This is a genomic window from Halalkalibacter akibai JCM 9157 (assembly GCF_000513135.1).
GTDB lineage: Bacteria > Bacillota > Bacilli > Bacillales > Bacillaceae_D > Halalkalibacter > Halalkalibacter akibai.
Genome location: NZ_BAUV01000035.1, coordinates 1 through 25,536 on the forward strand (window position 1 = coordinate 1; position 25,536 = coordinate 25,536).

Here is a 25,536-nt window from a genome sequence, read left to right on the forward strand (position 1 = left end):
AAAAGGGGTATAATCATGTTTTACAGGAGGAGTAATCATTATGGCCACATGCAATAAACCAATATTGGAGTTAATCCAATTTGATGGATATGATGTTCCAGGATTAATTGAGCTGTCTGCATCAGTTGGGTGGGATTATGATGAAAAGGAAATTGGAACTGTCCTGTCATCTGGTAAAATATTTGGCCATAAAAATGCTGAGGGGAAAATTGTGTCCAGTGCTGCAATAATTCTGTATGATAAATCTATTGCCTCAATTGGTATGGTTATAGTTAATGAAGATTTCAGAGGTATGGGATTAGGGAAAAAGGCGACTAGGAAATGTATAGAAAGTGTTTCTAAGGAAACTACAATTATGCTAATTGCAACAGAAGAAGGAAGACCCCTTTATGAAAAAATGGGCTTTCATACTGTAGATTATGTTCATAAATCTCTATGTGATAATTACATAATTGGTACGAAACCGATGATTGACAGTGATATAGCTATTGAAGAGTTTAATGAAGTCGATATGGATGAATTACTTAAACTTGATGAGGGTGCTTTTGGTGACAAAAGAACTCAATTTCTTATGAATAGAATAAAACAATCTGAAAAATGCCTGGTAGTAAAAGATAATAATGGGACAATTGTTGGATATGGGCTTTCCATTCCAGGACCAATCAATCTTATATTAGGTCCAATTGTAGCACCGGACTTTCAAATAGCTTCAGTTTTAATAGATAAATTATCTTCAAACCATCAAGGGAAATTAAGAATCGATGTCCCATCAGGTAATGATGATTTTATGAGGTTTTTGGAGGAAAGTGGATTTGTTAATGTAAGTCAACCTCCGATAATGGTAACCAATTCTGTCAATATGCCTTTCAGAAACAATACATTATTCGGGATTGCAGCCCAAATTTTTGGGTAAGTTGAAAAATGTACTTAAACAAACGGGAGCGATAGCACAAGAAGCTGTTGCTGCTCTTGTACCCCTAACGGAAGTTTATGTAGCGAATGGAATGGTGGTTATGGTTCCGAAGCCTATAAGCTGTGGATTGACTATCTTTTTACATCCACTAATTTACACCGATTAGGGATGTCAACATGGTCAGGAAACGTAAGAATGATGAAGGTGGCAGAAAAATTGGGGATGAAAGAAGAAGCTAGAATAAGAGAAGCAAGAATGGTAAATGACGAATATTTTGATGTGATAAAAATGGGGATATTGAGGAAAGAATGGGAAGAATTAAAAATTAGTTGAAAACAATGCTTATATCCAACATACGGGTGCATTCCTTTAACAAGGGATGCTTTTTTTTATGTCAAGGAAAGGAAATAAATGTTAAACTAAAGGGGCAGATTATTGCAAGTGCTTATGAAGTTAGAAGGAATGGATGTAGAAAAACATCCATTCTTAATAAAATTTTAAAAGTAACTTCCAAGCATGAATAGTGTTATTACATTCTCTTGATATCCTTTGTTGAAAGGAGGAATCTATATATGGAGTTAATCTTTATTAGACACGGAGAAGGAGAGCACACCCTAAATACACCCAACAGTTTACAAACCTTTGATCCTATACTTACAGATAAAGGGATTAATCAAGCTAAATTGCTTAGAACACAATTCTCATTGTCAAAAGAGGATATTTTAGTTATTAGTCCTTTGAGAAGAGCTTTGCTAACGGCTCATTACTGGAGTAAGGGAATTAATTGCAAAAAAACTGTAAACCCATTAGTATCTCCCAGGATATTTCCTCAAGTTTCTGAGGGAAGAACTTTACCTTGTGATAGATTATTAGATAGGCAAAAAATATCCGTTGATTTTCCAAATATACAAATTGAAGAAAAGTTGCCTGAAGAATTTTGGGCTAATGGAATAAACATTTTACCCCAAGAAGATTTTAATTACTTGGCTAAACAATTTCTTGAGTGGTGCAAACAGCAAGAAACTCCAAAAATATATATTATTTCTCACGATGGAACAATCACATCTTATAGACAGTTTATTACAGGAGATAAACTAACAAGAGACGATTTTCCGAAAGAAACTGGATGGGTTAATCTCAAGTTCTGAACGTTTAAGTAGAAAAAAGTCAAGAAATTAATGATTCTTCTTCAACTAAAGGGGGCGATACTTTAAGAGCGTACGCTTGTCTTGTTGCGCTAACGGGCAGAAGAGTTGAAAAAGGGAAATGGGAAAAAGTGTAGAATTCGTCTTCTCATAAAAGATAAAGGTTAGGAGATTGGCGGTTTTAATGGAGGAGTTCATAATGGAAAGAAACATTCTTACAATATCTGGTGGTGGTTTTTCTGAAGAAGATAATGCCTATATTGATGAATATTTGCTTAAAATAGCCAGAAAACAGGAACCATTAAAAATTGCATTTATTGCAACGGCAAGTAGTGATGCACAAAGCTATATTGATAAATTTTATGAGGCTTTTAAAACAGAACTTCCAAGTCATATTACAATGAGAGATTTTGAATTGCCAAACATTCAAGAAGTTGTAAATGCTTTGGATATTGTGTATGTAGGCGGTGGCAATACTCAATATATGCTTGAAATTTGGCAGAAAACAGGCTTCGATAATGTATTGAGAAACGCTTATCAAAAAGGTGTCATCTTAGCTGGAATAAGTGCAGGAGCTATGTGTTGGTTTGAAACTTGTTATAGTGAAAAAAATGAGGAAGAATACGAAGAATTTAAAGGATTAGATATGTTAAAAGGCAGTCTTTGTCCACATTATAATGATACCGAAAGGCGTATTGCTTTTAATAGCTGGGCAACTACTCAAAAAAACAGCACTTTATATACTTTAGAGGATAATGAAAACTTACACTTTAAAAATGAAAAGTTGATTGCAAAAATTATTACATAAGATGCAAGATGCTTTACTCTATTCATTGCTCTTTGAAGTGACGAATATGCTTGAATGGAAAGAAGTGAGAAGACCATCACTCCATTTAAAAAAGCTCTATATTAATTAAAGAAGATTGTGAAGTAATACACTTAAAGTAACGGGTAGCGTTAGTTCAATAACAAGGGAACCCACTACGAGGGGTTCCCTTGTTATTGTTATAAAATCAACAATAATTAAAAAACTCAAAATCATTATTAACTGGCTACACCAACCTCTTTACGTTTTATTGAACTAACGAAGTTATTTTCAAAGAAATTAATATTTAGATGTATTTAACAATCTTTTATGAAAAAGTGCCCGCCTAAGCGAACTCTACAAAACTCGGAGACCTTAAAAACCCAGCCTTAGTTAAATTCCGATACTTAACACGACACTTCAGCGATCCCTTATCAAAATATATAAAATTCTCATTCTCATTCTTCTTTAAATCATTAACCAAACCATTTACCGAGTTTCGAGCTCTCTCTGGTACTCCAAGCTCCATAATTCCTGCAGGCCTTCCATCATCAAACGACAATAACAAGCCAAACTCCTTCTTTCTTACTCCACGAATCCACACTTCATCATACTCGTAGTTAACCACCTTAAGCCACGCCTTAGAGCGTTTGTTAATTTCATATTTCGAATCTTTTTGCTTCAATACAATACCTTCAAGACCTTGGGCTTTACACAGCTCAAATAGTTCGATGCCTTTACCTTCAATTGATAATACTTTTGACAATAGTGGAGTATTTTCCGGAATGAGGGACTGCAATAATTGTTTACGCCCAACTAGTGGCAGCTTCGAAACGTTTTCTCCTTTATGATAAATAACATCAAAAACGCAATAGGAGACATGCTGTTGATCTTCTAAATTCTTTGTACGTAGAAAACGAGACTGCATTGCCTCAAAATCTGGCTTGCCATCAGTATCAGTAATCACGATCTCACCGTCAAGTATCGTGCCAGGAGGGATAGGGAGTGAGTGGAGCTCAGGGAAACGATTGGTAACTTCAGTTTTATGCCGGGTATATAATTTTACCTGACCATCAATATTTGAAAAAATTAAACGGATACCATCAAGTTTTAATTCAGCGAGGTAATCCGGGTTGTTAAATGGTTCATCAACTCTATGCAGTAGCATCGGACTTATAAACATGAAATTCACCTCACCGTAAATTATAGCATGGTAAATCTCCGTCAGACTAAGGTAATGAATGGATGAATATCCGTCTTAACTGGTGTTCTTTATTGTCTAACCTTTAAAACTTTGAAATAACTTTCTCATATACGTTTGGTTCTTCTCAATTGACTCTATTGAAAAATTAGGATACTTAATCCGGCTTAACATGTCATCGACAGTAAGGCTTTCATGATGATTAGAATATACAATATCAGCAATTGATTTTGCATGTGTAACCATATCTCTTAGTGCTCGCTTTATCCAAGGGAGGGTTAAGTCATCATTTCCTGACTTATAATGAAAATCAATGATCGTTTTGGGGGCCATAGAGCAAATACATTTAATAGGAGTTCCATTTGAATAAGAAAGAGTAGGAGTGTTGTTAGAAGCTGGGAAAGAGATATACTTTCTGCTACCATCCGATAGTTCATACAAAAAGTGGTGTTTAGAAGTGTCACATTCAATAATTGCTTTCGTGCATTCTTTATAAAATAACGTTCCATCTTTTAATTCCATTTTGCACCGCCTCTCGAGTAATAAGTGGTAATTCTACAATTTGTAACAAATTCCTTGTTAAAATGCATGTTTGGGGAGAAAGTCTAACAGGGTTTTTAATATGAGGTATTGGTAATATTTTCTTAATATATTGATATTACCAATTATAAATTATAAAATGTACTTAGCCGGTGGGAACTCCCTCCGGCTATTTTTATATCCAATAGTAATAGGGTAGCCCACCGGCCGTGGCTACCTATTTACGTTCTCTAGCCGGAGAATATTTTAGAGAAAGGAGGTTTTATCATGGCAACTAAACAAATAATCTCATCACGCATGAATCTAAATCTGTCTGATGGATATGACATGGATGGCAAAGAGATTAAGAGACAAGCTAGCTATATTCTACGAGAGAACGCTGATCCAAACAACTTACTTCAAGTAGCTGCTGCTTTAGCATCTCTTAGTCAGTCCACTCTTACCAAAATTCTAGTTACAGATGTTACGAACGTTGGGTAAGTAGAAACTTTTTAAGATGGGAAGGAGGTGATTTAATTGGAACCTATTTTGACATTAGAATTACGTTTTAATAATGAGCAGAATCGTCAAGTCACAATTCGAATTCCAAACCCAAAGACGAATTTAACAGCACAAGAAGTATCTGCTGTAATGGATGTATTGTTAAATACTCCAGCTCTAGGCGGGCATGCTATGTTAATTACATCAAAAATTGATGCGCGCATTGTGTCACGTGGAGTAGATGTAATTATGTAGCTTAAACATGATAGGCAGCTGGTATAGATACTAGCTGCCTTAAACTTAAGGAAAGGAGAAGCGATACTGATGGATGAAATCGTCACACTTATCTCAAACGTAGGTTTTCCTATCACAGTGGCATCGTACTTGCTCATTCGACTGGAACCTGTAGTTAAAGATTTAAAAGAATCGATTTCAGGCTTAACACTATTAATTGGCAAACAAAATGAAGTAACTCAAAGCCAAATCAATAGTCTAATGCGAATTGTACCACTAGGAGATAGGGAAAGATGAATAGCTTTACTGCTCCCAAATCTTCCAAGTTGGGAGTTTATTTTTTTGTGCAAAAAAAGAAGGAATTTGTCAGTTGAAGAAGAATTCTAAATTTAAGCGAAAGATTGGAGGCCAGAAGTGACAAACAATAAAATAATATTGTTAGAAGCATATTCACTTATCTATGACATTGAAGTTAATCTGAAACATCTTATTTACAATCGGTTATACCAACATCGACTAACTAAGAAAGAAAGTTATTGGACTATTATTAACCTTGTAGAAATGAATAATCTTCTCCCGATATCTTCCTATGAATACAATACACTTCGCAAGACATGCCAAATCAGAAATAAAATTTGCCACATGCAATCCCTACACCGGGATGACATCTATGTATTGAATCAAGCCCACCAGTTAATTTACCAATCCCATTACTTACCTAAACCTAATAGAATAGTCTAATCTATCAAAAGCCTTTGATAAAGCCTTGTAGTTACAAAAAATGATGAAATATAATAAGTTTTTCTGATAACGGAGTATGTAGCAAATATAGTACAGTTGGGTTAAAGCGTAGTACCTCTTTTAAAGCCTGTTCTTAAATACATTGTCATAATTACTAACATTTTGTTGATTTATCTGAATAATGAGGTAATATTTAAAGCAAGAAGATGGAGGTGACAAGATGATGATAACTGTAAACGAACTAATCGTTGAATTTGAAAATAAGTTAAACCGAGAGTTACTAAAAGAAGAAATTGCTATAATAAAAGAAATGGTTAAAAAACATCAACCTTGCAGAGCTTCAGCTTAAATATTGCTCCATATACTCTAAAACTTCATTCTTCATTAAATGCGGAAACAGATTCATATTCTCGCGATACCCACGACAGACAATGAGATATTTGCACACATTATCTCCTTTACCTTGATTGTATACCGTAATTCCCTTTCTTAACATTTCCTTTTTCACTTTACCCAAATCCAGACTAACTTGATTAATTGTTTTTTCAATAAGTAACAAATAAGGGGCCGTAAATTTCAAGTTTGTTTCTTTGATTTTCTGATTATCATATTCTAGTACCTTACGTAACAAAGGTAAATAGATGTAATGTTTAACTAACTTCAACTCTTCTTTATTTAGCATAAGTTCACCTTCTACAAAAAAGTATACGAACATTAGTTCTATTATAAAACAAAAAATAAACAAAAACAAAAACTAAGCAAATATGTAGCGCAACTATTGCCGTTCTAGCCTTGACACCGGGGCCCTACCCCCTTTGGAAACCCTTGAGTTAAGGAAGGAAAAGCACCTTCCTTTCCACCCGCTCCTTGCGTCGCTAAGGATACCAAAGGGGGCCACCCAGTGTAAAGGCACCGCTTCGCTTAGAACTGGATAGAGTTATTAAGTTATTTGGTGTTCTCTCCAGTGATAAAAGAGCTATTGTGATTCAAAGAAGACAAAGACATTCAGCGGGATCAAGTGAACCATTAGTAAGGACTGTACTTAAAAAGAGCTAACTCAATTAAAGAGAGGATTAAAAAAGTGTTGAGAGAGAAAGGTTTTAATAGTGTGAACTGTGAATCAAAGTAGCTTAGTAAATTGGTTCAGTGTTAGGCTAGGAATCCAACACTGAACCAATGCCATTATACAGATAGAGAGGAGTGTGCTTCGTGACCGAGGGATACTCTTTTTGTATGGGGAAATACGGTAACTGGTCTAGAGGCAGCATAGTCAATCACATAACCAATATTAAGACCATAATGAGTACCTTGTTTTCCTCCGGTAATTCCTTCAAATGTTGCCTGGATATGAAGGTTCTTTTTTAGGAGGAGTGCGTACACTTCAGCAAAGTCCTTCTTAATATAACCAATTTGATAAGAACCTTTTCCGATAACTGTTACGATAACGGCTATAGCATTTTGATCATAGGGATTGGTTGGTTCATGTTGAAGAGTGATATTAATTCGACGGGGATCATAATTTTGTAGATGGTTGAGGGCGGTTTGACGTTTACCGAAACTGACACCAGTAACTTTTGTATAGAATACCTGTTTAATCATTCTCCAGGCTACTTTCACAGCTTTACTACGGTTATATTTACTACTTTTAATGAAATAGGTTGCAAGAGTCATTACCTTGCGTCTGATATTTCTTAATTCCTCATTTGTATATTTTCTATTGCGCTGTTTCATTTTTGAATCCCTCCAATAGAGATTTGTCCTGATCGGCTCAGGACCAACTGTTACTGGAAGTTAATTAGTAGTTGTACTTGTAGGAGTTGATTGACTGGAGGACATCATAGAAGCTAGTAGTAGGAATGTGTTCAATTCTCTTGGTGTTATGCTTTCTTTTTACGTAAGATAGGACTGTGTTCACATGAGGTCTTGGTTGGCCTTGGTATTCGATGTAGCTGCAGCAGGCTTGGATCTTTTCTTTGACTTCAATTACTTGTTCTTTAGTAAGGTAGTAATTGGTAGTGTTCATTTGGTTCATCCTTTCTTATCAAATGTTTTCTTTCTATAGTTATATTATACCAAACATTCGTTCTGTTTACAATACAATTTGTTAACTACAGTTAACAAATTGTATTGTTTATTTGTCATATGGATATCTTTGGATTACAATAGGAACGAGAAGTCTTATAAATTGGAGGTTACTAGAATGTTAACAAATAATCTGCAATTAATTATGGCGCAAAAGAAGATTAAAACTGTTACACATTTAAGTGAAATTACAGGAATTAGCAGAGGTATATTAAGTAAATTGTGGCATGAGGAACAAATGGAGACACTGAAATTAGAAACATTGATTAGGATATGCGACAGCCTAGATATAAAACTTTCGGAGTTAGTTGAATATGAGCCAGTGGAGCAAGCTAATGGTGATAGTTAGTTAGCTTCTTGGTTTTACTTACAAAAGAAATGAAGAAGTTGTGTCTGTGACACAGAGAGAATCTTTTGTTGGCCTAACTACCCAGCAGCCGGAGCTTCCATTCAGTCAAGGGCGACCGTTAGGGAGGGCGTAGCTTTACCCTTTACTGGATGGAAGCGGAGGCTAGACTATGTGGGGCCAATAAAGGATTTATATTTTTTAGTCCAGGGGGTAATTAATATCTGTTTATTTAATTAAGGAAAACCTATCTTTCTCTAAATTTTTTTATTATCTTAGTTTTGAAACTCTTCCTATGCGGAAGACTTTTTTAATTTACAGTATTAACTTTTTTGTATAACTGCTTTGCAAGAAGTGGCATGAACAAATTAAAATGGTCAAAAGAAAAAATGCATTCTTCTACAAAGTTATTAGTTTCAATGACAGTTAGTCCATATTTTTCGGCGTCATTAATAAGTATGCTCCTATATTGTTTCATTATTTCAGTGTTTAGAAGTAAGTATTTTTCGAGCTCATAGTTATAATTGATTATTTTCAAGATAGAACATTCCTTTCAAAACAATTCAAAAATTTTATAGTGTAGAGTTGATTATAACATTTTCATAAGCCTAAAATTAGGTAAGAGCTTATTAACTAAGTTGGTTTAGGTTGGAGGGTAATTTTAATTCGCTGGGATCATAATTCTGCAGGTGGTTGAGGGCGGTTTGACGTTTACCGAAACTGACACCGGTAACTTTTGAATAGAATACTTGCATAACTATTCTCCAGGCTATTTTCATTGTTTTGCTACGAATATGTTTACTGCTTCTGATGAGATAGGCTGCGAAAGTCATTACCTTGTGACTGATTTTTTAAAATTCCTCGTTTGTATATTTTCTATTATCCTGTTTCATTTTGAATCCCTCCAATTTAAATGGTCGTGATATCGCTAAGGGCCAGCTAATACTGAAAGAGATTCGGTGGTTGTACTTGTAGAGGTTGATTGACTGTAGAACGTCATAGAAGCTAGTAGTAGGAATGTGTTCAATTCTCTTGGTGTTATGCTTTCTTTTTACATATGATATGACTGTATTCACAGGGGCCTTTGTTGGCCTTGGTATTCAATAAGTTGTAGCAAGCTTGGATCTTTTCTTAGACTTCGATAACTTGTTCCTTAGTAAGGTGTAACTGGTATGTTCATTTGGTCGCCCATTTTTATTAAATATTTTCTTTCTATAAAAGATAATTGAAGTGAAAAACCCTAATAAACCTATACTGGTTCATTAGGGTTTTTGTGTTTCGCAAAACATATCCCCATTTACGGGGTATTATCCTGCTGTTTGGATAAGATAAGATATCACTAAAATATCCAATAAATGTAACACTACTGGAGGGATACAGTGCGAGGAAATGAAAACGAAAAGAAAGCAATGCAATCGTTATTAGATAAAGTAATTGTTAAGCAATTTCAAGAAAACCTTTATAGGGAAATTGAAAGGTTAGGATTAAAGCAATATAAAGTAAGTGAAAAGGCTGGTAAAGGTCAGAAGGGCTTAAATAAAATGCTCACTGAAATAAGAAACGTTAAAGTCTCCAATTTGCTTCGCTACCATTTTGCTATAAATGAACTACTTAAAAATGAGAAAAGAAATGAAATTTTAGTATTAGATGATCTTATAAATGAAAACATTAAGGCAACGATGAAAGTGGCTGAAAACGCTGCTGATGCTCACATTGAAGATTTTATTAAAGAGAATAAGGTATTCTTCCAAGGAATTATGTTTCACTTAGATCACTTTAAAACACGAAAAAATCTAAACCCAGCAGAAATTTTTCTATTAGATGACATAAAAAAAATATTAAATGATTGAGGTGAATATATGTCAGAAAGGTTAGTGTGGTTTATTACAAGACCTGAACGGGACCCGAATTTTCATCCTGAGGCTTTACAAGCTCTTCAAAGTGCCACTGAAAACTTTCAAGTTGTATGGGCTAGGAATAGAGAGGTCCATAAACGATATGAAGAGGAGCTTGGCAAAATTGGAATAAAAAGAATGAATGTTAGCCATGATGGTTCTGGAGGTAGGACCTGGGTTGCAATGTTGAAAACGTTTGCTTATTGCTATGTTAATGATGAAGGACTTATTGTTTTAACAAAAGTAGGTGAAGAAATTCTAAAAGGGAACAATGTGCGTGAGAATATTACTAAGCAAATTTTAACCTTACAGTATCCTAATGCCTATTTTCTTGAAGCGGGATTCAGACCGAAATTTAGTCAAGGGTTTAGAATTCGACCTGCTAGATTTCTTATTAAGTTAACAAATCAAGAGAGATTAAATTACTACCTAACAAAAGAAGAAATAACTTTTTTCGTGATGACTGCTCAGAAGGATAGTCAATTGAATGAGATAACTGATAAAATCATTGAATTTCGGAGTTGTTCTCCGGAATTACAGAACGAAATGAAAAAGGAAATAGCCATTAACTTTGATCATCGAGAACGTTCAGATAAAGCTGCAAGAGACTTTTATGGAGCTCACTCTGATGTAGCTCACACGTTTATGATGATTACTGATTATACCAATTTAGTTGAATATGTTAGAGGCTCAGTATTAAGAATAGCTCCCGAATCTTCAATTGAGGTTAATGAACAAATTGAACAATTAGATTTGCGCTATCCTTTTAATACAAGATATTTAATTTCACTACAGCGGATGGCTGAAAATAATGGACTGGATGTTACAAGTTATAAAGCAAGTAAATATAGGGAAAAGAGGCCAGCTACAAACTCCGAGAAGTTTAATCGAAAAATCGAACGGATTCTAGAAAAACATCCCGAGCCTCATGCAATGAAAGAATTCGAACTTATAGATATATTAAGTTCGGAGATTCCTCCTAGGATGGCGTCCAAGGTAGCTGCATCAATATTAGAAGAAGTCACTTATTCTGGTTTAAATGAGGATTTTGTTGAAGCCTATTTGGATGAAACGAATGATTATGAATTTGAAAATAAAACTGGAGAAATATTCAAATCCCTTGGTTTTGAAGTGGAAATGAGACCGAAGCCTATAAACGAAGTTCAGACTGAGATTGAAATACTCTTGAAATACGGAGAAGGTTACTGCGGTATTATAGACGCAAAAAATTATAAAAAGAAATTTCCGTTATCAGCTAATCTTGCTTCTCATATGGCGTCTGAATATATACCTAATTACAACGGCTATGACGCTAGAAAAGTCAAATTCTTCGGTTATGTCACGGCTTCAGAATTTAGCGGAGAAAAAAATCTTCAAAAAATTAGTGATTTGAGCAAGAGAGTTCTACCAGAACAAGAAGTTAATGGTATTATGCTAACGGCTAAAACGTTGCTTGGCTTTTTGGACTATTGCATTGAAAAAGAAATGAGTTTAGAAGAAAGAAGAAAATTGTTTGTATCTTCAGTAGATAATAAAGCTTTTGCAAGTATAGATAGATTATTAAAGAAGTAAGGGGGAGTTATTATATGACAAGAACAGGACAGCACTTTGAAGTTGTTTTAAAAGATGCACATCTAGGTTGGGGAAAGAAAGGTAACTCCAGATCTACTGTTAATCGAAGCGAATTTGAAGTATATCTACCAATTAATTCTGATAACGCCCGTACTTTTGATATTAAAGCTACTGAAGTTTTTGAAGCTGTGTCTGATGATGGTTATTACAGTCATAACCTAAAAGCATCAGGATCCCAAGGGCCTGGCAATCGATATGCTAAGAACTTTCAAAGTGAGGGTGATCTAAGAAAATTAGGTTACTGGCTTAAAGAACGCAGAAGTGCACAAACAGGTGATCGAATAAAAGTTGAATTTATAGGTGAGCATTCTGTTAAATTAACACATTACCCCACTTAATTAATATTAAACAAGCCAAGTTCTCAATTAGAGAGCTTGGCTTGTTTTTAGACAGGTTGTAAGACTTTATCTTGTTTAACAAGTTCCTCAAATATCCACTTCGGGGCTACATAATCATATTCAACTCCAGCAAAAGTCTTCAAAATAGCTTCAGCAATAATTTTTGCTGCTTTTGGAGGAACAGCCATTCCAATTTGTTGACGAACTTTCTCCTTTTTCCCTTCAAATATATATTCATCAGGGAAGGTTTGAAGACGAGCTCTTTCACGATTCGTTAGTGCCCGAGGCTCATCCCAATGATAGACATGAGTACCGCCACCACCGCTTCCAGTTACTGTATAAGAGGGGTGATCAGGATGTAGCCTTTTATAGATTTGACTCATTCGAGCCCCTTTAACATTAAGTCTAAGGTCTTCTGGAATACCTTCATACCAAGCGTTTTGGCCAGGTGGTATATGCTTTAACATCTCCACTGTTTTAGCATTATGCTTTGTAAACTCATGATTAGGTGCAAATTCTAATATTGGTGGATTTTCCAAAGCTTCTTTAGATGTAACATACTTTTCTGGTGTTGTAGGGGCTGGAACTCGAAAAGTTACACCTTGGTCTTTTCTAATGCCCACTATTATTATACGGTGTCGCTTTTGAGGAACTCCATACTCTTCAAATTTATATAGATGAGGAGTAAGGTTGTAGCCTGGGCCAGCTTCGGACAATTCTTTAAGAATTTGGATAAAAGCCTTTCCTTCATTGGCGCTTTGTAATCCACCAACATTTTCAGCTATAAAAAACTTTGGCTTGTGATGCTTTAAAACTTGTACTCCATATGAATAAAGTGGTCCATATTCTCCACCCATGCCCTTATGTTCTCCAACTATACTATAATCGTTGCAAGGGAAGCCAAAGGCTAATGCATCTATTGGTGAGAGACTCTTAATATCTAATTCTTGAACTGGACCCCAAATAACAGATGGATCCTCTATATCTCCGCATATATTTCTTCTGTACGTACTGCAGGCAGATTCGTCATAATCGTTTGACCACTCGTGTGTAATCCTAAACTCTTCACCGGAAGCATCTAAAACACTTGCGCTTGTAGCACCTAAGGCAAGACCGCCAGGACCACTGAATAGTTCTCCTTTGCGAAATATCATAGTGATACCTCCTATCAAAATCAAGTAATAGACTTATTATAAACCATTTTGTCGAAAAAAGCAGCGATAAGATAAAAATAAGAACATTTGTTTTATGGCAAATATTTACCTTTCTGCTGTAGAAATTTTAGAGTTAATGAAAAGAAATGATATAATATACAAATGAAAAACTATATTAGGTGGGATTACATTGATATGCAATGAATGCGGTGGGGTTCTCGTAGTTAAAGATGTTGAAGAAGTTCCTCAACCAGTAAAAGACAAACTTAATTATCAAAGAGTATGCGATGTTGAGTGTATAAAATGTAAGAAAGTTTATTATTCGCAACCGTATGATAGTGGTTCTAATATTAATGTAGTAAGGAAAATATAGTCTAAGGAGGAAATGAAAATTGTTAATTAAGAAAATGTATGGAATCCATAATTGGTTTTATGAAAAGAAAGAGCTTATTCCAGAAGAACATTTTGACGGGAAAGATGAATTAATAGAGAGATATGTTATTCTCCATGAGTATGTTCCAGATATTAATGCTTATGATGTACCATATGTTGCAAAAACTATAGAAGAAGCAGAAGAAGAATTAAGACATAGTTTCTAATAACAACAAACATCAGCCTACAAGAAGTGTGAAATAGGATCTGTTAAACTAGAGAACTCTAATAAGGAAATTTTTTAAAAAAGGAATCTATTCTCACATAGGGAATAGATTCCTTTTGCTTGAAGACTAACTACTGTCTACTGTATGATAGTTACAATATTTGTTATAAGTGGAAGTAATGATTTATAGAAGAAGATCGACTCTTTAAGACATCGCTTTATAGAGAATCTGAGATACTGTTATATTTAAGAATGGGAGAAGGGAGTTTAGATAGGGTGATCTAAGACAGCTTTCCGAGGAACATAGAATGTTTTTTGTTTGTGTTAGTCGTGCAAAGAGAAGTTGCTAATTCTTGAGCTCACAAGTTCATATTATCAACAAAAGAAGGTTAATGGGAAAAATTGTTCCCTCGATCCTAAAATTCCATAGATATAACGAAAGGAGAAAACGTAAATGGGAAGTGAAAAGATTAAGAGAAATCCCCCATGGAAGCGTGATGAATTAATTCTAGCTTAGACCTATATATTGAACTTGAGCCATCTGAAATGGTATCTAGCAATGAAAAGGTTATCCCAGTTATGAGGAAAATCAAAAAACTTGTATGAAAGATTTTAGTTTTGTTAAGTTGTCATAGAATGTTACATAGACGTAGACCATGGCTTTCTATTAATGAATTGACCAAGATCATAGCAAAATAACTGAATATCAATAGGCTTTTAAAAAAGTCTTATTAAATTAACGGGGAGAGTTAGCAAGATACAAACCGTTAAAAACAAGAAAATGGCTCGATTCGTATGAATTGAGCCATTTGTATTTTGTTAAATACAAAGGTACGGATTCTATTGTATAACTCTGTTTTTGCGATAGAGACAGATTCCGTTAATTTAAGATGGTTCCTTCTTTCCTTTATTAATTTCACAACGAACCCTATGTCCGTGTTCATCTAACATATGGACCAACCTAGGTCCATCAATTAATGTAATAGGTTTATTTTTTACAAAAGTCCAAGAATCGGGTCCGAAATAAGCCGTTGTAACGAGTATTCCTTTTGAAGCGCCCTCGTCATTCATTACACCATTTAATGCACGGACAGCTTCAGGAGGAACAACAGCATTGTATCTTTTTGCTTGTATTATAAATTTACCACCTCGAATTGGATCGGGATCAAATATAACAGCATCAATCCCACCTTCACGTGTGGCGCGTGTGACTTTCACTTCGCCACCAATTTTCTTGAAATAAAGTTCAAACAACTGCCCGATTAAATGTTCAAAGTCGTTCCAGTCCATTGTAGCTATATTTGGAATAGAATTGATATTAGCCAATATTTCTTTTGACTCTATAAATCGTTTGTCGTACTTATCCATTGCTATGATCGGTCGAATTGGTGAAAAAAGATATAAAGGACCAGCAGAAATACCTTTTAAATTTCGAAAACAATCTTTGGGAACTACACGGCCTAGATTTAATGAACTAAACTCATCCTTTTTTACATGTATACTAATAATACGCGAGTTGAATTCTTGTCCAGTAGCCGTATCAATTCCCTTCATCCAACCATTAAACGCAACAGTTTCTAAATTCTCGGGGGAATCTGAAGAAAAACATTCGTGAATTGTTCGCAGTGTTATTTGATATAGAATATCATCATAATATGTTTCAAATTCCTTTTTTTTCATTCGCTTAATATCCACATCTTTTCTAGTTTGAATAAATTTATATTCAACTATATTTGGAACATTATCCGAATGTGGAAGTGAATATTCGATTATTAAAGTTTTATTTTCTCTGTTGTACTGAATGTCAAAATCCTTCTTGAAACATTCTGGATAAATTGAATTATCTAGTACTAGCTTAAAGTAACGTTCAACTGAAATTGTTTCACTATTAGCAAATCCTTGTTTAAAAGATGTAATCTCCTTGTTTCTTTTAGTTTGTTCATTAAGAAATATATTTCTTTCATTATGAAACTCAGCAATTGCTTCACGGTAAAGATTTTCTGCTACTCTTAGCTTTTCTTCTCTTTTTCTCTTAATGGAAGAAAACAAGAACTCAAAGAACTTATCTTCTTTTGGAACGTCAACTTCGGTAATATATGTTTCTAAGGAAGGCTCGACTTTATTAAAAGTGGAATGATCATAAAAATCATCGCAGTTAATAGTATGATTAACGTTTAAAGAATCAGTTAAAATCGAACGGTATTTCTCTATACTAGAAATAGCATGTTGTGTTTTTTTTAGCGATTCATCTTTTAAACGTCCAACTTTCTCTTTTTCCTTCCACTGCTTTCTTTGTTTATTTATTTTTTTTTCTAACTCATAAGAAGTTTTTGCTTTTAGTACTTTTGATTCATTTAGGTATCGGTTAGAAATTTGCTTTTCAATCATGATGAACCTCCATACATTTCTCTTATCTTAAATTTTATCCATGTTAATGTCTTTTTATAAAATTTCCCTTATTATTAAAAATAAGAAAAAAATCATTGTATAAAGCGTGATTATAGAACTATAGGTAAACCAATTAATGTATAATTTGGAATAGGAGCAGGTTGATACATTGTAAAGAATTAATATTATTCCTATTAAAATAATGGAAAGACTTTATAAGGTGTTATTAAACTGAATTGGGTGAGATCATTGAACAAGGCATTAATGGAGAATAAAATTATTAATCTTTTAAGTGAAGAATACGAGAAACAAAGAGAACAGCTTAAAGAAAGTGGTCTCTTCCGTTGCCCGATTTGTAAAGAACAAGTCGTACTACATTGGGCGGAAGTTCCGAAGAAGATACCGCACTTTAAACATAAACCAGAAAGCGTATGTATTGGGACACAAAGTGAATCCCAAGAACATCAAGAGGCAAAGAGAAAGTTATTTGCTTATTTATCTAAAACCCTCGAACATAAAATAAAGATGATTGATATTGAATATTACATAGCTGAGACTAATCAAATCGCTGATGTTTATATCGAATTTACGAATGGTTCTCGTTGGGCTATTGAATATCAACGATCAAATATGTCACCTGAACATCTAAAGCAGAGGCGCAGCTTATATAAAAAATTAGGAATTAGAGACATTTGGATTGTAGGAGAAAATGTTATAAAAGAGAACGGGTTATTTAGTTACCGTGTTTTCAATATTGGTCAAGCTATTATTAGCAATACAGCTTTTGGCAATGACTCTCTTGTGGCGTTTAATCCGAATAATAATAAAGTTTCCATATATAGAGGTCTAGAACGTTTGAATAATCGAACTTATATCGTTAATACAGGGGTATATCATTACGACCTTGACGATATTTGCTTTAATCTATGGGGGGAAATCTTTTGTTTTGATGATTTCTTAGCATATAAAGAATCTCCAGATAAGGTTACATACCATTTTCTTGAATCCTATAAAAATTTTACAGCAATGAATGAAAAACTTTATAGATCCGAAGTTCCTGGATACACCTTTAAGGTATTTATAGAAGATCAAGATTCAAAAGAAAAGGTAGAGAGAAACTTAACAACTCCTGATGAAATCATAAAATATGTTCCTGTTGAGATGAAAGATATTAATTTTTCGTTGCAAATTACGTATAATTCCAGTCAACTTCACGAAATTAATGGATTTTTTGTAGAAGAGATTTATCCATCAAAATGGGGAGGCTATATCAAGGAAAATAGAGCAGAAAAGAAAAGTGATTTTCAAAACGTTACTCGTGGATGGTTACTTTTTGCGCTTGAAGATATTTATTCAAGTAAATTTCAGACGCTAAAAGATTTACAAAAAGAAATTAAGATTTTAGAAAATGGCGAACAAATTCCATTTTCTCTCAGAAATCAAGTTCTGCAAAAACATGGGTTAATTGATAAGCCTTTTCTTTTATCTGAGTTAAGTAAGGAGGTTTCTATTGAAGATTGTCTGTTGCAATTTTTGAAAATAGCCAACATCTCCGTTGAGCGTGAAAATGTTAAAGAAGTTGCACTATATAAGGGAGTTGTTACATTAGAGGAGCTTCAGAGTCCTTTTACAATTCCTATACTTTCTTCATTAGTAAAAAGGATTAACCGCCATATTTTAACGAGTAAAGATTATCATCATGCTACTAATTCAATTTTTTCAGAAACGTAAGCTGAAATCAGGTGCACAAAATGAGAGGATTTTTAATAGTAGATGGGTGTTAATGTACGAAATATTCATGTGACATTATTACTTTTTTTGCATAGGAGGAAGCATAAGAACTTTTCCATGGAGCTTAGGGGGACGAACCATTGACCAATACGCTACCATTGTCCAGATCAATTTGTATATAGGTGCATTATGTGATTATTCATAAGTAGTGACTTTTTAAGATATAAAGATTATAAAGCCTTGTTGAAAGAAATGAAAATGACCACAGAATGCCTCACTAAGTAAAAAAAGAATGAATAAGGATTAACCAGAGTGAATTTGGAAATCCCCGAACCCATTGCTACATTAGTAAAAATTAACAAAGGTAAGTAAAATGAACTAACAGCCTTTTTCTTCATTTCTTTTGTCAAATGACGATAGACAAGTCGTGTGGTTTCGTCATCGGTATGTCCTAGTCTTTCCATGATATCCTCTAACGGCACTTCGAGTTCAGCCAAAAGGGATGTGTGCGTGTGACCTAAGCGTTCTTTGACTTTTTCCTGAGTGGCCTTCAATTCTTTAAGTGCCTCAATGACATCTTCTTCAACGACTATGGTTCGAGCGGATGCAACTGTTTTTGGTGTGTTTAAATTAAACTCAACCGGATTATTCTTTGGATTGTAGTAGGTCTTAATAATGCGAATGGTCTGTTTATCAAAGTCGATGTCATCCCACTGGAGACAAACCAGTTCTCCGACACGCATGCCGGTGTAAGTAGGGTGAGGAACACTGGGAAATCGATCTCTAAGCCTTGGTTAGAGCCACTGTTTTTAGAAATAACGCAAGTTCTTCTTTTTCCATATACTTTGGGATATCATCTTTCTTTAATTCCTCAATCGTTTTCTTTTTCTTTTGTAACACAACAAACAGGGTGGGGTCCTTCTTAATGAGTTCTTTTTGTATCGCTTTCTTGAAAATCACCCGTCTGGTTGAATACCATCTACAGTGTTTGGTGCAAAGCGTTCCTTTAGTTTTTTTATAGCCCCTTCATAGTGATCAGGTTTGATACCTTTGAGTTTCATGTAGGCAAAGTAGGGCATAAGGTTATTGATTTCATTTTGTCTGATCCTAAAGGAGGGCTCTCGCAGCGGCTTAACATCTGATAAGGTAGCCAATAACTTAACAATACTATCACTCCTGTTTCATCTAGTGGATTTTCTATATGATCAATTTTTAAAAATATAAAGTAAATTGTTTTTTATTTTGTTATTGTTTATTATACAATGTTTTGCAGCTCTTTCAGGTGGAGTTTGGGTTGCTTTAGGTTATTCCTTCATTATCCTTACCCTGATGTAGAGTAAAGCACAAAGAAACCTAAACAATAAGTAGGTAACAAATATTAGTTAATTATTTATTTATGTGATTTAAGGAGGGGAAAGAATGTCAACTTATAGATGTAGTCTTAATGTAGACTTAATAGAAAAAGTTAATGAAATGTTAGTTGAAGACGACAATGTATTTTCTAAATATAAAGAAGTAAATGGTGTGTTTATATGGAATAAAATTTCAGCATTACTTTCGAGATTAGTAGATTTAACAAGATATTTAAATAGTGAAAAGATGGTTATTAATACAGATGATGATTTTTGTCAGTTTACATTTATGGAATTGATAAATTATGCAGAACAAATAAACACTTTTGTAACGGAACTTAGTGATATTTTTAATCTGGAAATATATAAAATGAAAACTTCTAAGAGGATATTTCCTAATATAGGTAATGAGATATCTAATGATGATCGGTATATTAAATATTTGAGGTCTTTAGTATCAATACACCCTACTAATACAGATAGACACACTAAATATGGGTACCAATCAGCCGCTGAATATTCACCATATGTTAGAAAAGGTAGTTCATTTAGTCACATACTTATACTTGGAAAATCAAAATATAATGTAATTATTAATAGAGAACACGAGTTAGAAGATCAATTTGTTGTAAGGGTTTATCATAGCGAAGTAAAGGAATTAGATAATGAAGAGTTAAATGAATTAAATAATATGTTAGAAAACAATGCTATTTGTAAAGAAGAATATGAAAGCCTACAAATCACATATAAGACTAAAAGCGATACTTATATCTTCATACACCCGGAAGACATAATTGAATATATATCAGAAAGATATAATATATTGTATGCTTTTGAGCGGGTTTTACAATTAAAATACTAAATTTAATACCTCACTTGTACCTTATTCATTATTCCAGGAGGAAGAATAAAAAAATTTAATAAACAATTCATCATTATAGTTATAGGATTCCCGATATATGGTAAAATTTAGTTACTAGATTTTAGGAGGAATGCTATTTGGTATCACGTAAAACTTTAATAGCTGCTTTGAGTTTACTAGAAGGAAGAACTCATGCTGAAATTGGTAAATTTTCATTAATACACAGCGTCGAAAATGAAACATTAGGTTCTTCAAAGGCAGATAGAATTAACAATTTAACCAGGTATTTAATATCAAATAAATTAGAGGAGAGAGAAGCTCAAGACCTAACTTTTGATATTGTAAAAGATCTAATAGAAGATGAACTCGAACTTATTGAACGAATGAATGGATGGGAGGTTACTACGTTTAAAGACAAGCATCCTAAATTATTCAATTACTTGATAAAAGATGGTTTTATAGTAGATGGCATTTCTTTAAGAAGAAAATTGCCTCAGGATTTTTCACCTGTAATCAATGAAAATGAAGTTGACAGATTACTAATTAAATACCAAATGAACACATTGAAAGTGCATTTAGATCAGGCATTAGATAATTTTCATGATTCTAAATGGGAGTCTTCAAATGCTCAGTTAAGGTCTTTTTTGGAAGGATTATTTAACGAAATTGCAGATAAGCTTGATCCTATTGAGAGTGCTAAAATACAGAGCGATAATGGAAAAAGGGATCTGCTAGGAAGAACAAATCCTCCAATTTTATTTAGTGATCTTAATGAGATTTATAATGATGGCAAAAACTTTATTAATGGCGTATTTAAAAGAATCCACAGAAGAGGATCTCATCCAGGACTTTCAGATCTAAACGATTGTACTTTTAGAATTCACCTTGTGTATTTAGTAGCTGCAGAAGTTTTAAGACGCTTCGATCATGCTATGGAAAACAGAAGATGATAAAAAAAATAGAAGTAAATAATTGGATTGTCGTCTATTTAACAATCCAATTATTCGTTACCTTACCTTATTAAGATTAACCCGCTCATTAGAGTACCACAAGATTAAAGCTGCCTTGTAATAGTTCTGATTTTCATCTCTTGCTACCCATTATTATACCTTTTTAATTGAATAGCTCCCATCAAACCGTCTATGTTTCTTCAAGTTATACAGTCGAGTTAAGTAGAAAAAAGTTACAGCACCAAAGATAGGAGTGTATTAGCAAGATGTAGATTGAATCGAGAAAGTACAATCGCTGAATTAAAAAAATGCAGGAGTTAATAAATCAAATGTATACTTGGGAGTGGATTTTAGTATAAAGCCACCTCCTATAAATTTTCTAATTAAATTAGTAAGTTTGTTCTAGTTTTCATAAATACTTCTAATAGTTAAACACTACATGATCATTCGGTAGCACACCATCCATAAATATCATATCCCAAAGCGTCTAACTTGCACGTCTATCGTAACCCTGAAACTTCAGGAAGTAGGACTCTATTATCTCCCCAATTCAAAATATGAATATCTTGTAGCTCAACATCACGTAAAAGCGATAGTTTCTTTGAATATAGTCTCGTTTGTTTACGCTAATTAAAAGTTTTTCTGCCAAATTAATTTCCTTTGACCAATTTTCCTCTTGAGGTGTGCTTCCCCAGCTAGACGGCCTGCAAAGATTTTTAAGTGTTTAGAGTAATTTGTATTCCACCACATATATTCTTGCGATACTCGCTCCTATAGCTTGTTGAGCATCTTTACCTATATATAGTAAAACATCTTTTCTGTAGACCGTGTGTTTACCGTAGATTTCATTTAAGTTTTCCTTAGTGTATAAGACTGTATTGTATGTTAGTAAAATCATCTATAGTATAATTTAAAGCATCGAATAATTCTTAATTAAAGATATCTAATCAATGGATAAAATCAGTCGATTTTGGAGGAAGTGACAATGCTTAAAGAACTAATGATACTTAAAAATCTCGGTGTAGATGGTTCTTTGATTAACTATTACGTTAACTATTTCTCTGAAGAAGAAAGGGCTCAATTATTTAATGGTGGAGCGTTTGAACTACAATTTAAATATAATCTTACTAATGGAAAACATCTGGTTGTATTTGAAGATAAAGCTAAACTGGTAGCTACAGAAAAAATGGTTGATAATGTAATTAGTAGAAGTGATGCTCAAAATATAAAGATAATTTCTTATTATGATGATTTGTATCCTTCTAATCTAAGATTTATTAAAAATAGTCCCCTTTTTTTGCATGTTAAAGGCAATTTGAACTTATTAAAGGTTAATCATTCTATAGCTTGTGTCGGAACAAGAAATCCCAGCAACAACACACTACAACTTATTGGTGACATTATTAAAGGACTAGTGAAAGAAGGTATGGTTATTGTTAGTGGGCTAGCAAAAGGAATAGATGCTATATCACATAAAGAATGTCTAGATAATAATGGGAGAACTATTGCAGTATTAGCACATGGACTAGATACTATTTATCCAAAGGAAAATAGAACTTTATCTGAACGAATTATAGAACACGATGGTGTTTTAGTTTCAGAATATCCTATAGGTACAAATATACAAAGGTCTAATTTTGTTGCGAGAAATAGAATAGTTTCAGGATTGTCGCAAGGTCTAATTGTTTTTGAAGCTGACGAAAAGAGCGGAACAATGCATACAGCTAGATATGCATATTCCCAAGGTAAGCATATTTTTTGTCCTTATGTAGCAAAAGACAATCAGGACCTATCAACAGGAATAAAGAAATTACTAGAATCAGGTAGTGCTATACCAATTACTAATGCAAAAGATGTATTGAATGTATTGTTTACTAAGGTCGGTATTGAGTCTTCTTTAATAAAAGAGTTACAAAGGATTTCATATCATAGAAACATTTCAATGGAGAAGCTAATAAATTCAATATTAGAGAAATATATTGAGGGGGAAAAAAATAATGAGTAAAACCATTGTTTTTCCAACAGCAACCATAAAAGATAAAACTGATATTATGTATGAAGGTATAGTAGAGTTAATTCAACAACTAAATGACGATAATAATAAAGTTATTATCATGTCACATGACCGTTCTAGGGTTGCGGATTTAGAATCTGAAATTGGATCTGTGGAAATATGTTATAGATGGCAAGTAAGAGATATGATGAAAGAAGATAATGAAGGGAATTACATCTTGGTTGGAAGTAATGAAGATGATATGCGGATGGCAGCAAGTACAAAAACAGTTCTACTTACTCCGAAATGGTCAGATGTTAAGGATCCAGGACCTATAAAATATGGACTTGGAATTCCTACGCCAAAAACGCTTTACAAGGTAATACAAATTATCAAAAACCAAAAAGTTTGGTTTTATCACCTGGATCTGAATGATAGGTCAACAGTATATTCTTTAACAAGTGCCAATTCTAGGGGAGATATATCAAAATCAGAGAGAGAAATAGTTGACGGGTTTAGGGATTCGCTGAAAAAAGGAAATAGAAAGTACTTTAAAGTTCTACAATTACATTTTTTAGCCTCACTTATTCATAATCCAATGTTTAAAGAAGTTGATATATGGTCTGTAATGCCATCTTCTAGTACAGATATAAATGAGGACCTTTGGGCCTTAAAAGAGAGAGCTAGAATTCTTATGGGTAAGCGGTTAGTCAATCCACTTTTTATAAGACATACAGAAATTAAGAAAAGTCACCATTATACTAATATCACCGATAGATTGTATTGTGATAGGCACTTTCAAAGTATCAAGATTAATCCTGAGTATAGGAACAAGATTAAGGGGAAAGTTATTTGTGTTTTGGACGACTATTTAACAAATGGGACTTCATTTGAATCTATAAGAACCTTGTTAATAAAAGCTGGAGCTAAAAAAATAATTTTAGTTTCTTTAGGGAGGTTCAGAAGAGGATCAGGTATTGAATATTATAAGCAAGATTATAATATTGCTGGGGATGTTTTTACACAAAATTATTCCTATGAACTGATAGAAGAAATAGATATAAGTGGCGAGTACAACCCGCAAGCGAGAAACGAGATTGAGAATTTATACAGTCTTATTTATTCAAATGATAATAGTTAGAACAGAGTAGCTCCACCAGATAACAATTAATGATTTAATTTCGTTAGCAAGCTATGACGTGTGCTTGAAAAGACATTCACATAAGGTTCGACCTGTTCTCATAAGATGTAAGGTATCTAGTTTATAAGTTATTAGAGTATAATACCGTTCAAATATATTCTTTCATACTGAAACAAGAATGGAGGGAAGATCTTTAAACTATTTATCTAATATATGTTAAAAGGAAAAAGTCAAATATATCACTTAACTGTTTGTATTTGATAAGTGTATATTCCAAAGCTAACCCTTCACAAATATTATGTTATTTTTCAAATGAAAAGAAAGTCTGTGATACTAATTTGATCCCAGACTTAAGTAAATTATGTTTTCTAAAGTGAACTTGAGTTTTTTCACACTTTTAAAAACCGCGCTACAATAGGCTTTACGCACACCCTTCACCTTACGGAAACAAGTGCCTCGACATTGACAGGGTGGAGGTCACTGGTTCGAACCCAGTACGGGTCATTCCTAAAAAGCTAGTAATGATGCGCCTTCTCAGGTTTTGAGAGGCGTATTTTTTTATGTGCGGTGGTGTGAGAGGTCTGGGATTAATAACCACAGAGTAATTAATTGTTGACTGAGACAGTTAAATGCATCTAATTAAATTTACTTTTTCAGATTAGTAAACTTCAAAATCAATTTCTTGAAATTTTTTAACTTCTTTTTTCCAACGTTCCTCAACAAATGCTTGATGATCTGGATGAGCATTATATGTATCATAAGCTTCTTGATTCGCAAACTCCATTGAAAAACCAAATTCAAAATCATATTTATTACTTATTTGTTTTAATACCTCAAAATGTTCAACAACGGGAATAGAGCTTAATATTTTTTCTCCGTCAGCTAAAAATTTCTTAGTTTCAGCTGAATCATACTGACTCTTTAATGTAAAGACAGCCATATGTCTTATTCTACCTTTTTTCATCTTGTAAACCTCCATTTTCTATTTATCAGTATTATTATAACAAATAAAGTT

The 25,536-nt window shown here is 33.6% G+C and carries 28 protein-coding genes and 1 pseudogene; 20 read left to right on the forward strand and 9 right to left on the reverse strand.

Annotated features, from left to right (window positions below; genetic code table 11):
* Positions 1-40 precede the first annotated feature (40 nt).
* From JCM9157_RS16440 to JCM9157_RS24110, 5 genes and pseudogenes are all read left to right on the forward strand, one after another.
* Positions 41-913: a GNAT family N-acetyltransferase gene (locus JCM9157_RS16440; protein WP_035666446.1), complete on the forward strand. Its 873-nt coding sequence runs from the start codon at positions 41-43 to the stop codon at positions 911-913.
* On the forward strand, positions 906-1,079 hold the full coding sequence (locus JCM9157_RS24700; protein WP_156321501.1) for a hypothetical protein: 174 nt from the start codon (positions 906-908) through the stop codon (positions 1,077-1,079). The genes JCM9157_RS16440 and JCM9157_RS24700 overlap by 8 nt, the downstream gene beginning before the upstream one ends.
* A pseudogene (locus tag JCM9157_RS16445) lies at positions 1,001-1,246 on the forward strand (GNAT family N-acetyltransferase); the annotation flags it as partial. The gene JCM9157_RS24700 and the pseudogene JCM9157_RS16445, both read left to right, overlap by 79 nt.
* Before the next feature lie 239 nt (positions 1,247-1,485).
* Positions 1,486-2,061, forward strand: a complete 576-nt coding sequence (locus JCM9157_RS16450) for a histidine phosphatase family protein (protein ID WP_035666448.1) — start codon at positions 1,486-1,488, stop codon at positions 2,059-2,061.
* A 196-nt stretch (positions 2,062-2,257) separates the two neighbouring features.
* Entirely contained in the window at positions 2,258-2,866 is a 609-nt protein-coding gene (locus JCM9157_RS24110; protein ID WP_081734222.1) for a Type 1 glutamine amidotransferase-like domain-containing protein, read from the forward strand.
* A 343-nt stretch (positions 2,867-3,209) separates the two neighbouring features.
* Here JCM9157_RS24110 and JCM9157_RS16460 read toward each other — a convergent pair whose 3' ends face one another.
* Positions 3,210-4,046, reverse strand: coding sequence for an ATP-dependent DNA ligase (locus JCM9157_RS16460; RefSeq protein WP_035666451.1), 837 nt, complete (start codon positions 4,044-4,046; stop codon positions 3,210-3,212).
* Positions 4,047-4,142: 96 nt separating this feature from the next.
* Positions 4,143-4,586, reverse strand: a complete 444-nt coding sequence (locus JCM9157_RS16465; RefSeq protein WP_035666453.1) for a hypothetical protein — start codon at positions 4,584-4,586, stop codon at positions 4,143-4,145.
* Between the two features lie 285 nt (positions 4,587-4,871).
* Here JCM9157_RS16465 and JCM9157_RS16470 point away from each other — a divergent pair, with 285 nt between their 5' ends.
* From JCM9157_RS16470 to JCM9157_RS25820, 4 genes are all read left to right on the forward strand, one after another.
* Positions 4,872-5,084 (forward strand): DUF1659 domain-containing protein, encoded by a 213-nt coding sequence (locus JCM9157_RS16470; RefSeq protein ID WP_035666456.1) that lies wholly within the window; start codon positions 4,872-4,874, stop codon positions 5,082-5,084.
* A 36-nt stretch (positions 5,085-5,120) separates the two neighbouring features.
* Positions 5,121-5,339 carry a DUF2922 domain-containing protein gene (locus tag JCM9157_RS16475; RefSeq protein WP_035666459.1) on the forward strand — a complete coding sequence of 73 codons (219 nt, stop codon included), beginning with the start codon at positions 5,121-5,123 and terminating at the stop codon, positions 5,337-5,339.
* 69 nt (positions 5,340-5,408) lie between these two features.
* Positions 5,409-5,615 (forward strand): YvrJ family protein, encoded by a 207-nt coding sequence (locus tag JCM9157_RS16480; protein ID WP_035666460.1) that lies wholly within the window; start codon positions 5,409-5,411, stop codon positions 5,613-5,615.
* 664 nt (positions 5,616-6,279) lie between these two features.
* A complete protein-coding gene (locus JCM9157_RS25820; RefSeq protein WP_268870958.1) occupies positions 6,280-6,408 on the forward strand; it encodes a hypothetical protein in 129 nt (42 codons plus the stop codon).
* On the opposite strand, the gene JCM9157_RS16485 is transcribed toward JCM9157_RS25820, so the two are convergent.
* Positions 6,400-6,741: a YhjD family protein gene (locus JCM9157_RS16485; protein WP_035666461.1), complete on the reverse strand. Its 342-nt coding sequence runs from the start codon at positions 6,739-6,741 to the stop codon at positions 6,400-6,402. The two genes, JCM9157_RS25820 and JCM9157_RS16485, sit on opposite strands and share 9 nt — an antisense overlap.
* Before the next feature lie 500 nt (positions 6,742-7,241).
* Positions 7,242-7,790, reverse strand: a complete 549-nt coding sequence (locus tag JCM9157_RS23540; RefSeq protein WP_052013205.1) for an HIRAN domain-containing protein — start codon at positions 7,788-7,790, stop codon at positions 7,242-7,244.
* Between the two features lie 196 nt (positions 7,791-7,986).
* On the opposite strand from JCM9157_RS23540, the gene JCM9157_RS25825 reads away from it, so the two are divergent.
* The 5 genes from JCM9157_RS25825 to JCM9157_RS16515 all read left to right on the forward strand — a co-directional run bounded on the left by JCM9157_RS25825 (position 7,987) and on the right by JCM9157_RS16515 (position 12,352).
* On the forward strand, positions 7,987-8,121 hold the full coding sequence (locus tag JCM9157_RS25825) for a hypothetical protein (protein WP_268870959.1): 135 nt from the start codon (positions 7,987-7,989) through the stop codon (positions 8,119-8,121).
* Between the two features lie 138 nt (positions 8,122-8,259).
* Positions 8,260-8,490: a helix-turn-helix domain-containing protein gene (locus JCM9157_RS16495; protein ID WP_035666462.1), complete on the forward strand. Its 231-nt coding sequence runs from the start codon at positions 8,260-8,262 to the stop codon at positions 8,488-8,490.
* 1,376 nt (positions 8,491-9,866) lie between these two features.
* Positions 9,867-10,337, forward strand: coding sequence for a hypothetical protein (locus JCM9157_RS16505; RefSeq protein ID WP_035666466.1), 471 nt, complete (start codon positions 9,867-9,869; stop codon positions 10,335-10,337).
* Between the two features lie 9 nt (positions 10,338-10,346).
* On the forward strand, positions 10,347-11,954 hold the full coding sequence (locus JCM9157_RS16510) for an AlwI family type II restriction endonuclease (protein ID WP_035666467.1): 1,608 nt from the start codon (positions 10,347-10,349) through the stop codon (positions 11,952-11,954).
* Positions 11,955-11,968: 14 nt separating this feature from the next.
* A complete protein-coding gene (locus JCM9157_RS16515; protein ID WP_035666469.1) occupies positions 11,969-12,352 on the forward strand; it encodes a phospholipase D-like domain-containing protein in 384 nt (127 codons plus the stop codon).
* A gap of 47 nt (positions 12,353-12,399) precedes the next feature.
* Here the strand turns inward: JCM9157_RS16515 and JCM9157_RS16520 are convergent, their stop codons facing one another.
* Positions 12,400-13,506, reverse strand: coding sequence for a DNA cytosine methyltransferase (locus tag JCM9157_RS16520; RefSeq protein ID WP_035666471.1), 1,107 nt, complete (start codon positions 13,504-13,506; stop codon positions 12,400-12,402).
* A gap of 392 nt (positions 13,507-13,898) precedes the next feature.
* Between JCM9157_RS16520 and JCM9157_RS16530 the strand changes: the two genes are divergently transcribed.
* Positions 13,899-14,105 carry a hypothetical protein gene (locus tag JCM9157_RS16530; protein ID WP_035666475.1) on the forward strand — a complete coding sequence of 69 codons (207 nt, stop codon included), beginning with the start codon at positions 13,899-13,901 and terminating at the stop codon, positions 14,103-14,105.
* Between the two features lie 884 nt (positions 14,106-14,989).
* Here JCM9157_RS16530 and JCM9157_RS16535 read toward each other — a convergent pair.
* Positions 14,990-16,492: a restriction endonuclease gene (locus JCM9157_RS16535; RefSeq protein ID WP_035666477.1), complete on the reverse strand. Its 1,503-nt coding sequence runs from the start codon at positions 16,490-16,492 to the stop codon at positions 14,990-14,992.
* 249 nt (positions 16,493-16,741) lie between these two features.
* On the opposite strand from JCM9157_RS16535, the gene JCM9157_RS16540 reads away from it, so the two are divergent.
* A complete protein-coding gene (locus tag JCM9157_RS16540; protein WP_035666479.1) occupies positions 16,742-18,223 on the forward strand; it encodes a competence protein CoiA in 1,482 nt (493 codons plus the stop codon).
* A gap of 230 nt (positions 18,224-18,453) precedes the next feature.
* On the opposite strand, the gene JCM9157_RS23545 is transcribed toward JCM9157_RS16540, so the two are convergent.
* Both JCM9157_RS23545 and JCM9157_RS26130 read right to left on the reverse strand, forming a co-directional pair.
* Complete coding sequence (locus JCM9157_RS23545; RefSeq protein ID WP_052013206.1) at positions 18,454-18,966, reverse strand: site-specific integrase; 513 nt, start codon at positions 18,964-18,966, stop codon at positions 18,454-18,456.
* Between the two features lie 213 nt (positions 18,967-19,179).
* The gene (locus JCM9157_RS26130) at positions 19,180-19,377 is read right to left on the reverse strand and encodes a tyrosine-type recombinase/integrase (protein WP_052013207.1); all 198 of its coding nucleotides are present in this window, start codon (positions 19,375-19,377) and stop codon (positions 19,180-19,182) included.
* A gap of 265 nt (positions 19,378-19,642) precedes the next feature.
* Here JCM9157_RS26130 and JCM9157_RS16550 point away from each other — a divergent pair, with 265 nt between their 5' ends.
* The 4 genes from JCM9157_RS16550 to JCM9157_RS16565 all read left to right on the forward strand — a co-directional run bounded on the left by JCM9157_RS16550 (position 19,643) and on the right by JCM9157_RS16565 (position 24,521).
* The gene (locus JCM9157_RS16550) at positions 19,643-20,437 is read left to right on the forward strand and encodes a hypothetical protein (RefSeq protein WP_035666481.1); all 795 of its coding nucleotides are present in this window, start codon (positions 19,643-19,645) and stop codon (positions 20,435-20,437) included.
* A gap of 137 nt (positions 20,438-20,574) precedes the next feature.
* The gene (locus JCM9157_RS16555; RefSeq protein ID WP_035666484.1) at positions 20,575-21,387 is read left to right on the forward strand and encodes a hypothetical protein; all 813 of its coding nucleotides are present in this window, start codon (positions 20,575-20,577) and stop codon (positions 21,385-21,387) included.
* A gap of 985 nt (positions 21,388-22,372) precedes the next feature.
* Positions 22,373-23,392: a DNA-processing protein DprA gene (dprA, locus tag JCM9157_RS16560; protein ID WP_052013208.1), complete on the forward strand. Its 1,020-nt coding sequence runs from the start codon at positions 22,373-22,375 to the stop codon at positions 23,390-23,392.
* The gene (locus tag JCM9157_RS16565; RefSeq protein ID WP_035666487.1) at positions 23,385-24,521 is read left to right on the forward strand and encodes a phosphoribosyltransferase; all 1,137 of its coding nucleotides are present in this window, start codon (positions 23,385-23,387) and stop codon (positions 24,519-24,521) included. The genes dprA and JCM9157_RS16565 overlap by 8 nt, the downstream gene beginning before the upstream one ends.
* A 658-nt stretch (positions 24,522-25,179) precedes the next feature.
* Here the strand turns inward: JCM9157_RS16565 and JCM9157_RS16570 are convergent.
* Entirely contained in the window at positions 25,180-25,485 is a 306-nt protein-coding gene (locus JCM9157_RS16570; RefSeq protein WP_035666490.1) for a Dabb family protein, read from the reverse strand.
* Positions 25,486-25,536: the final 51 nt, after the last annotated feature.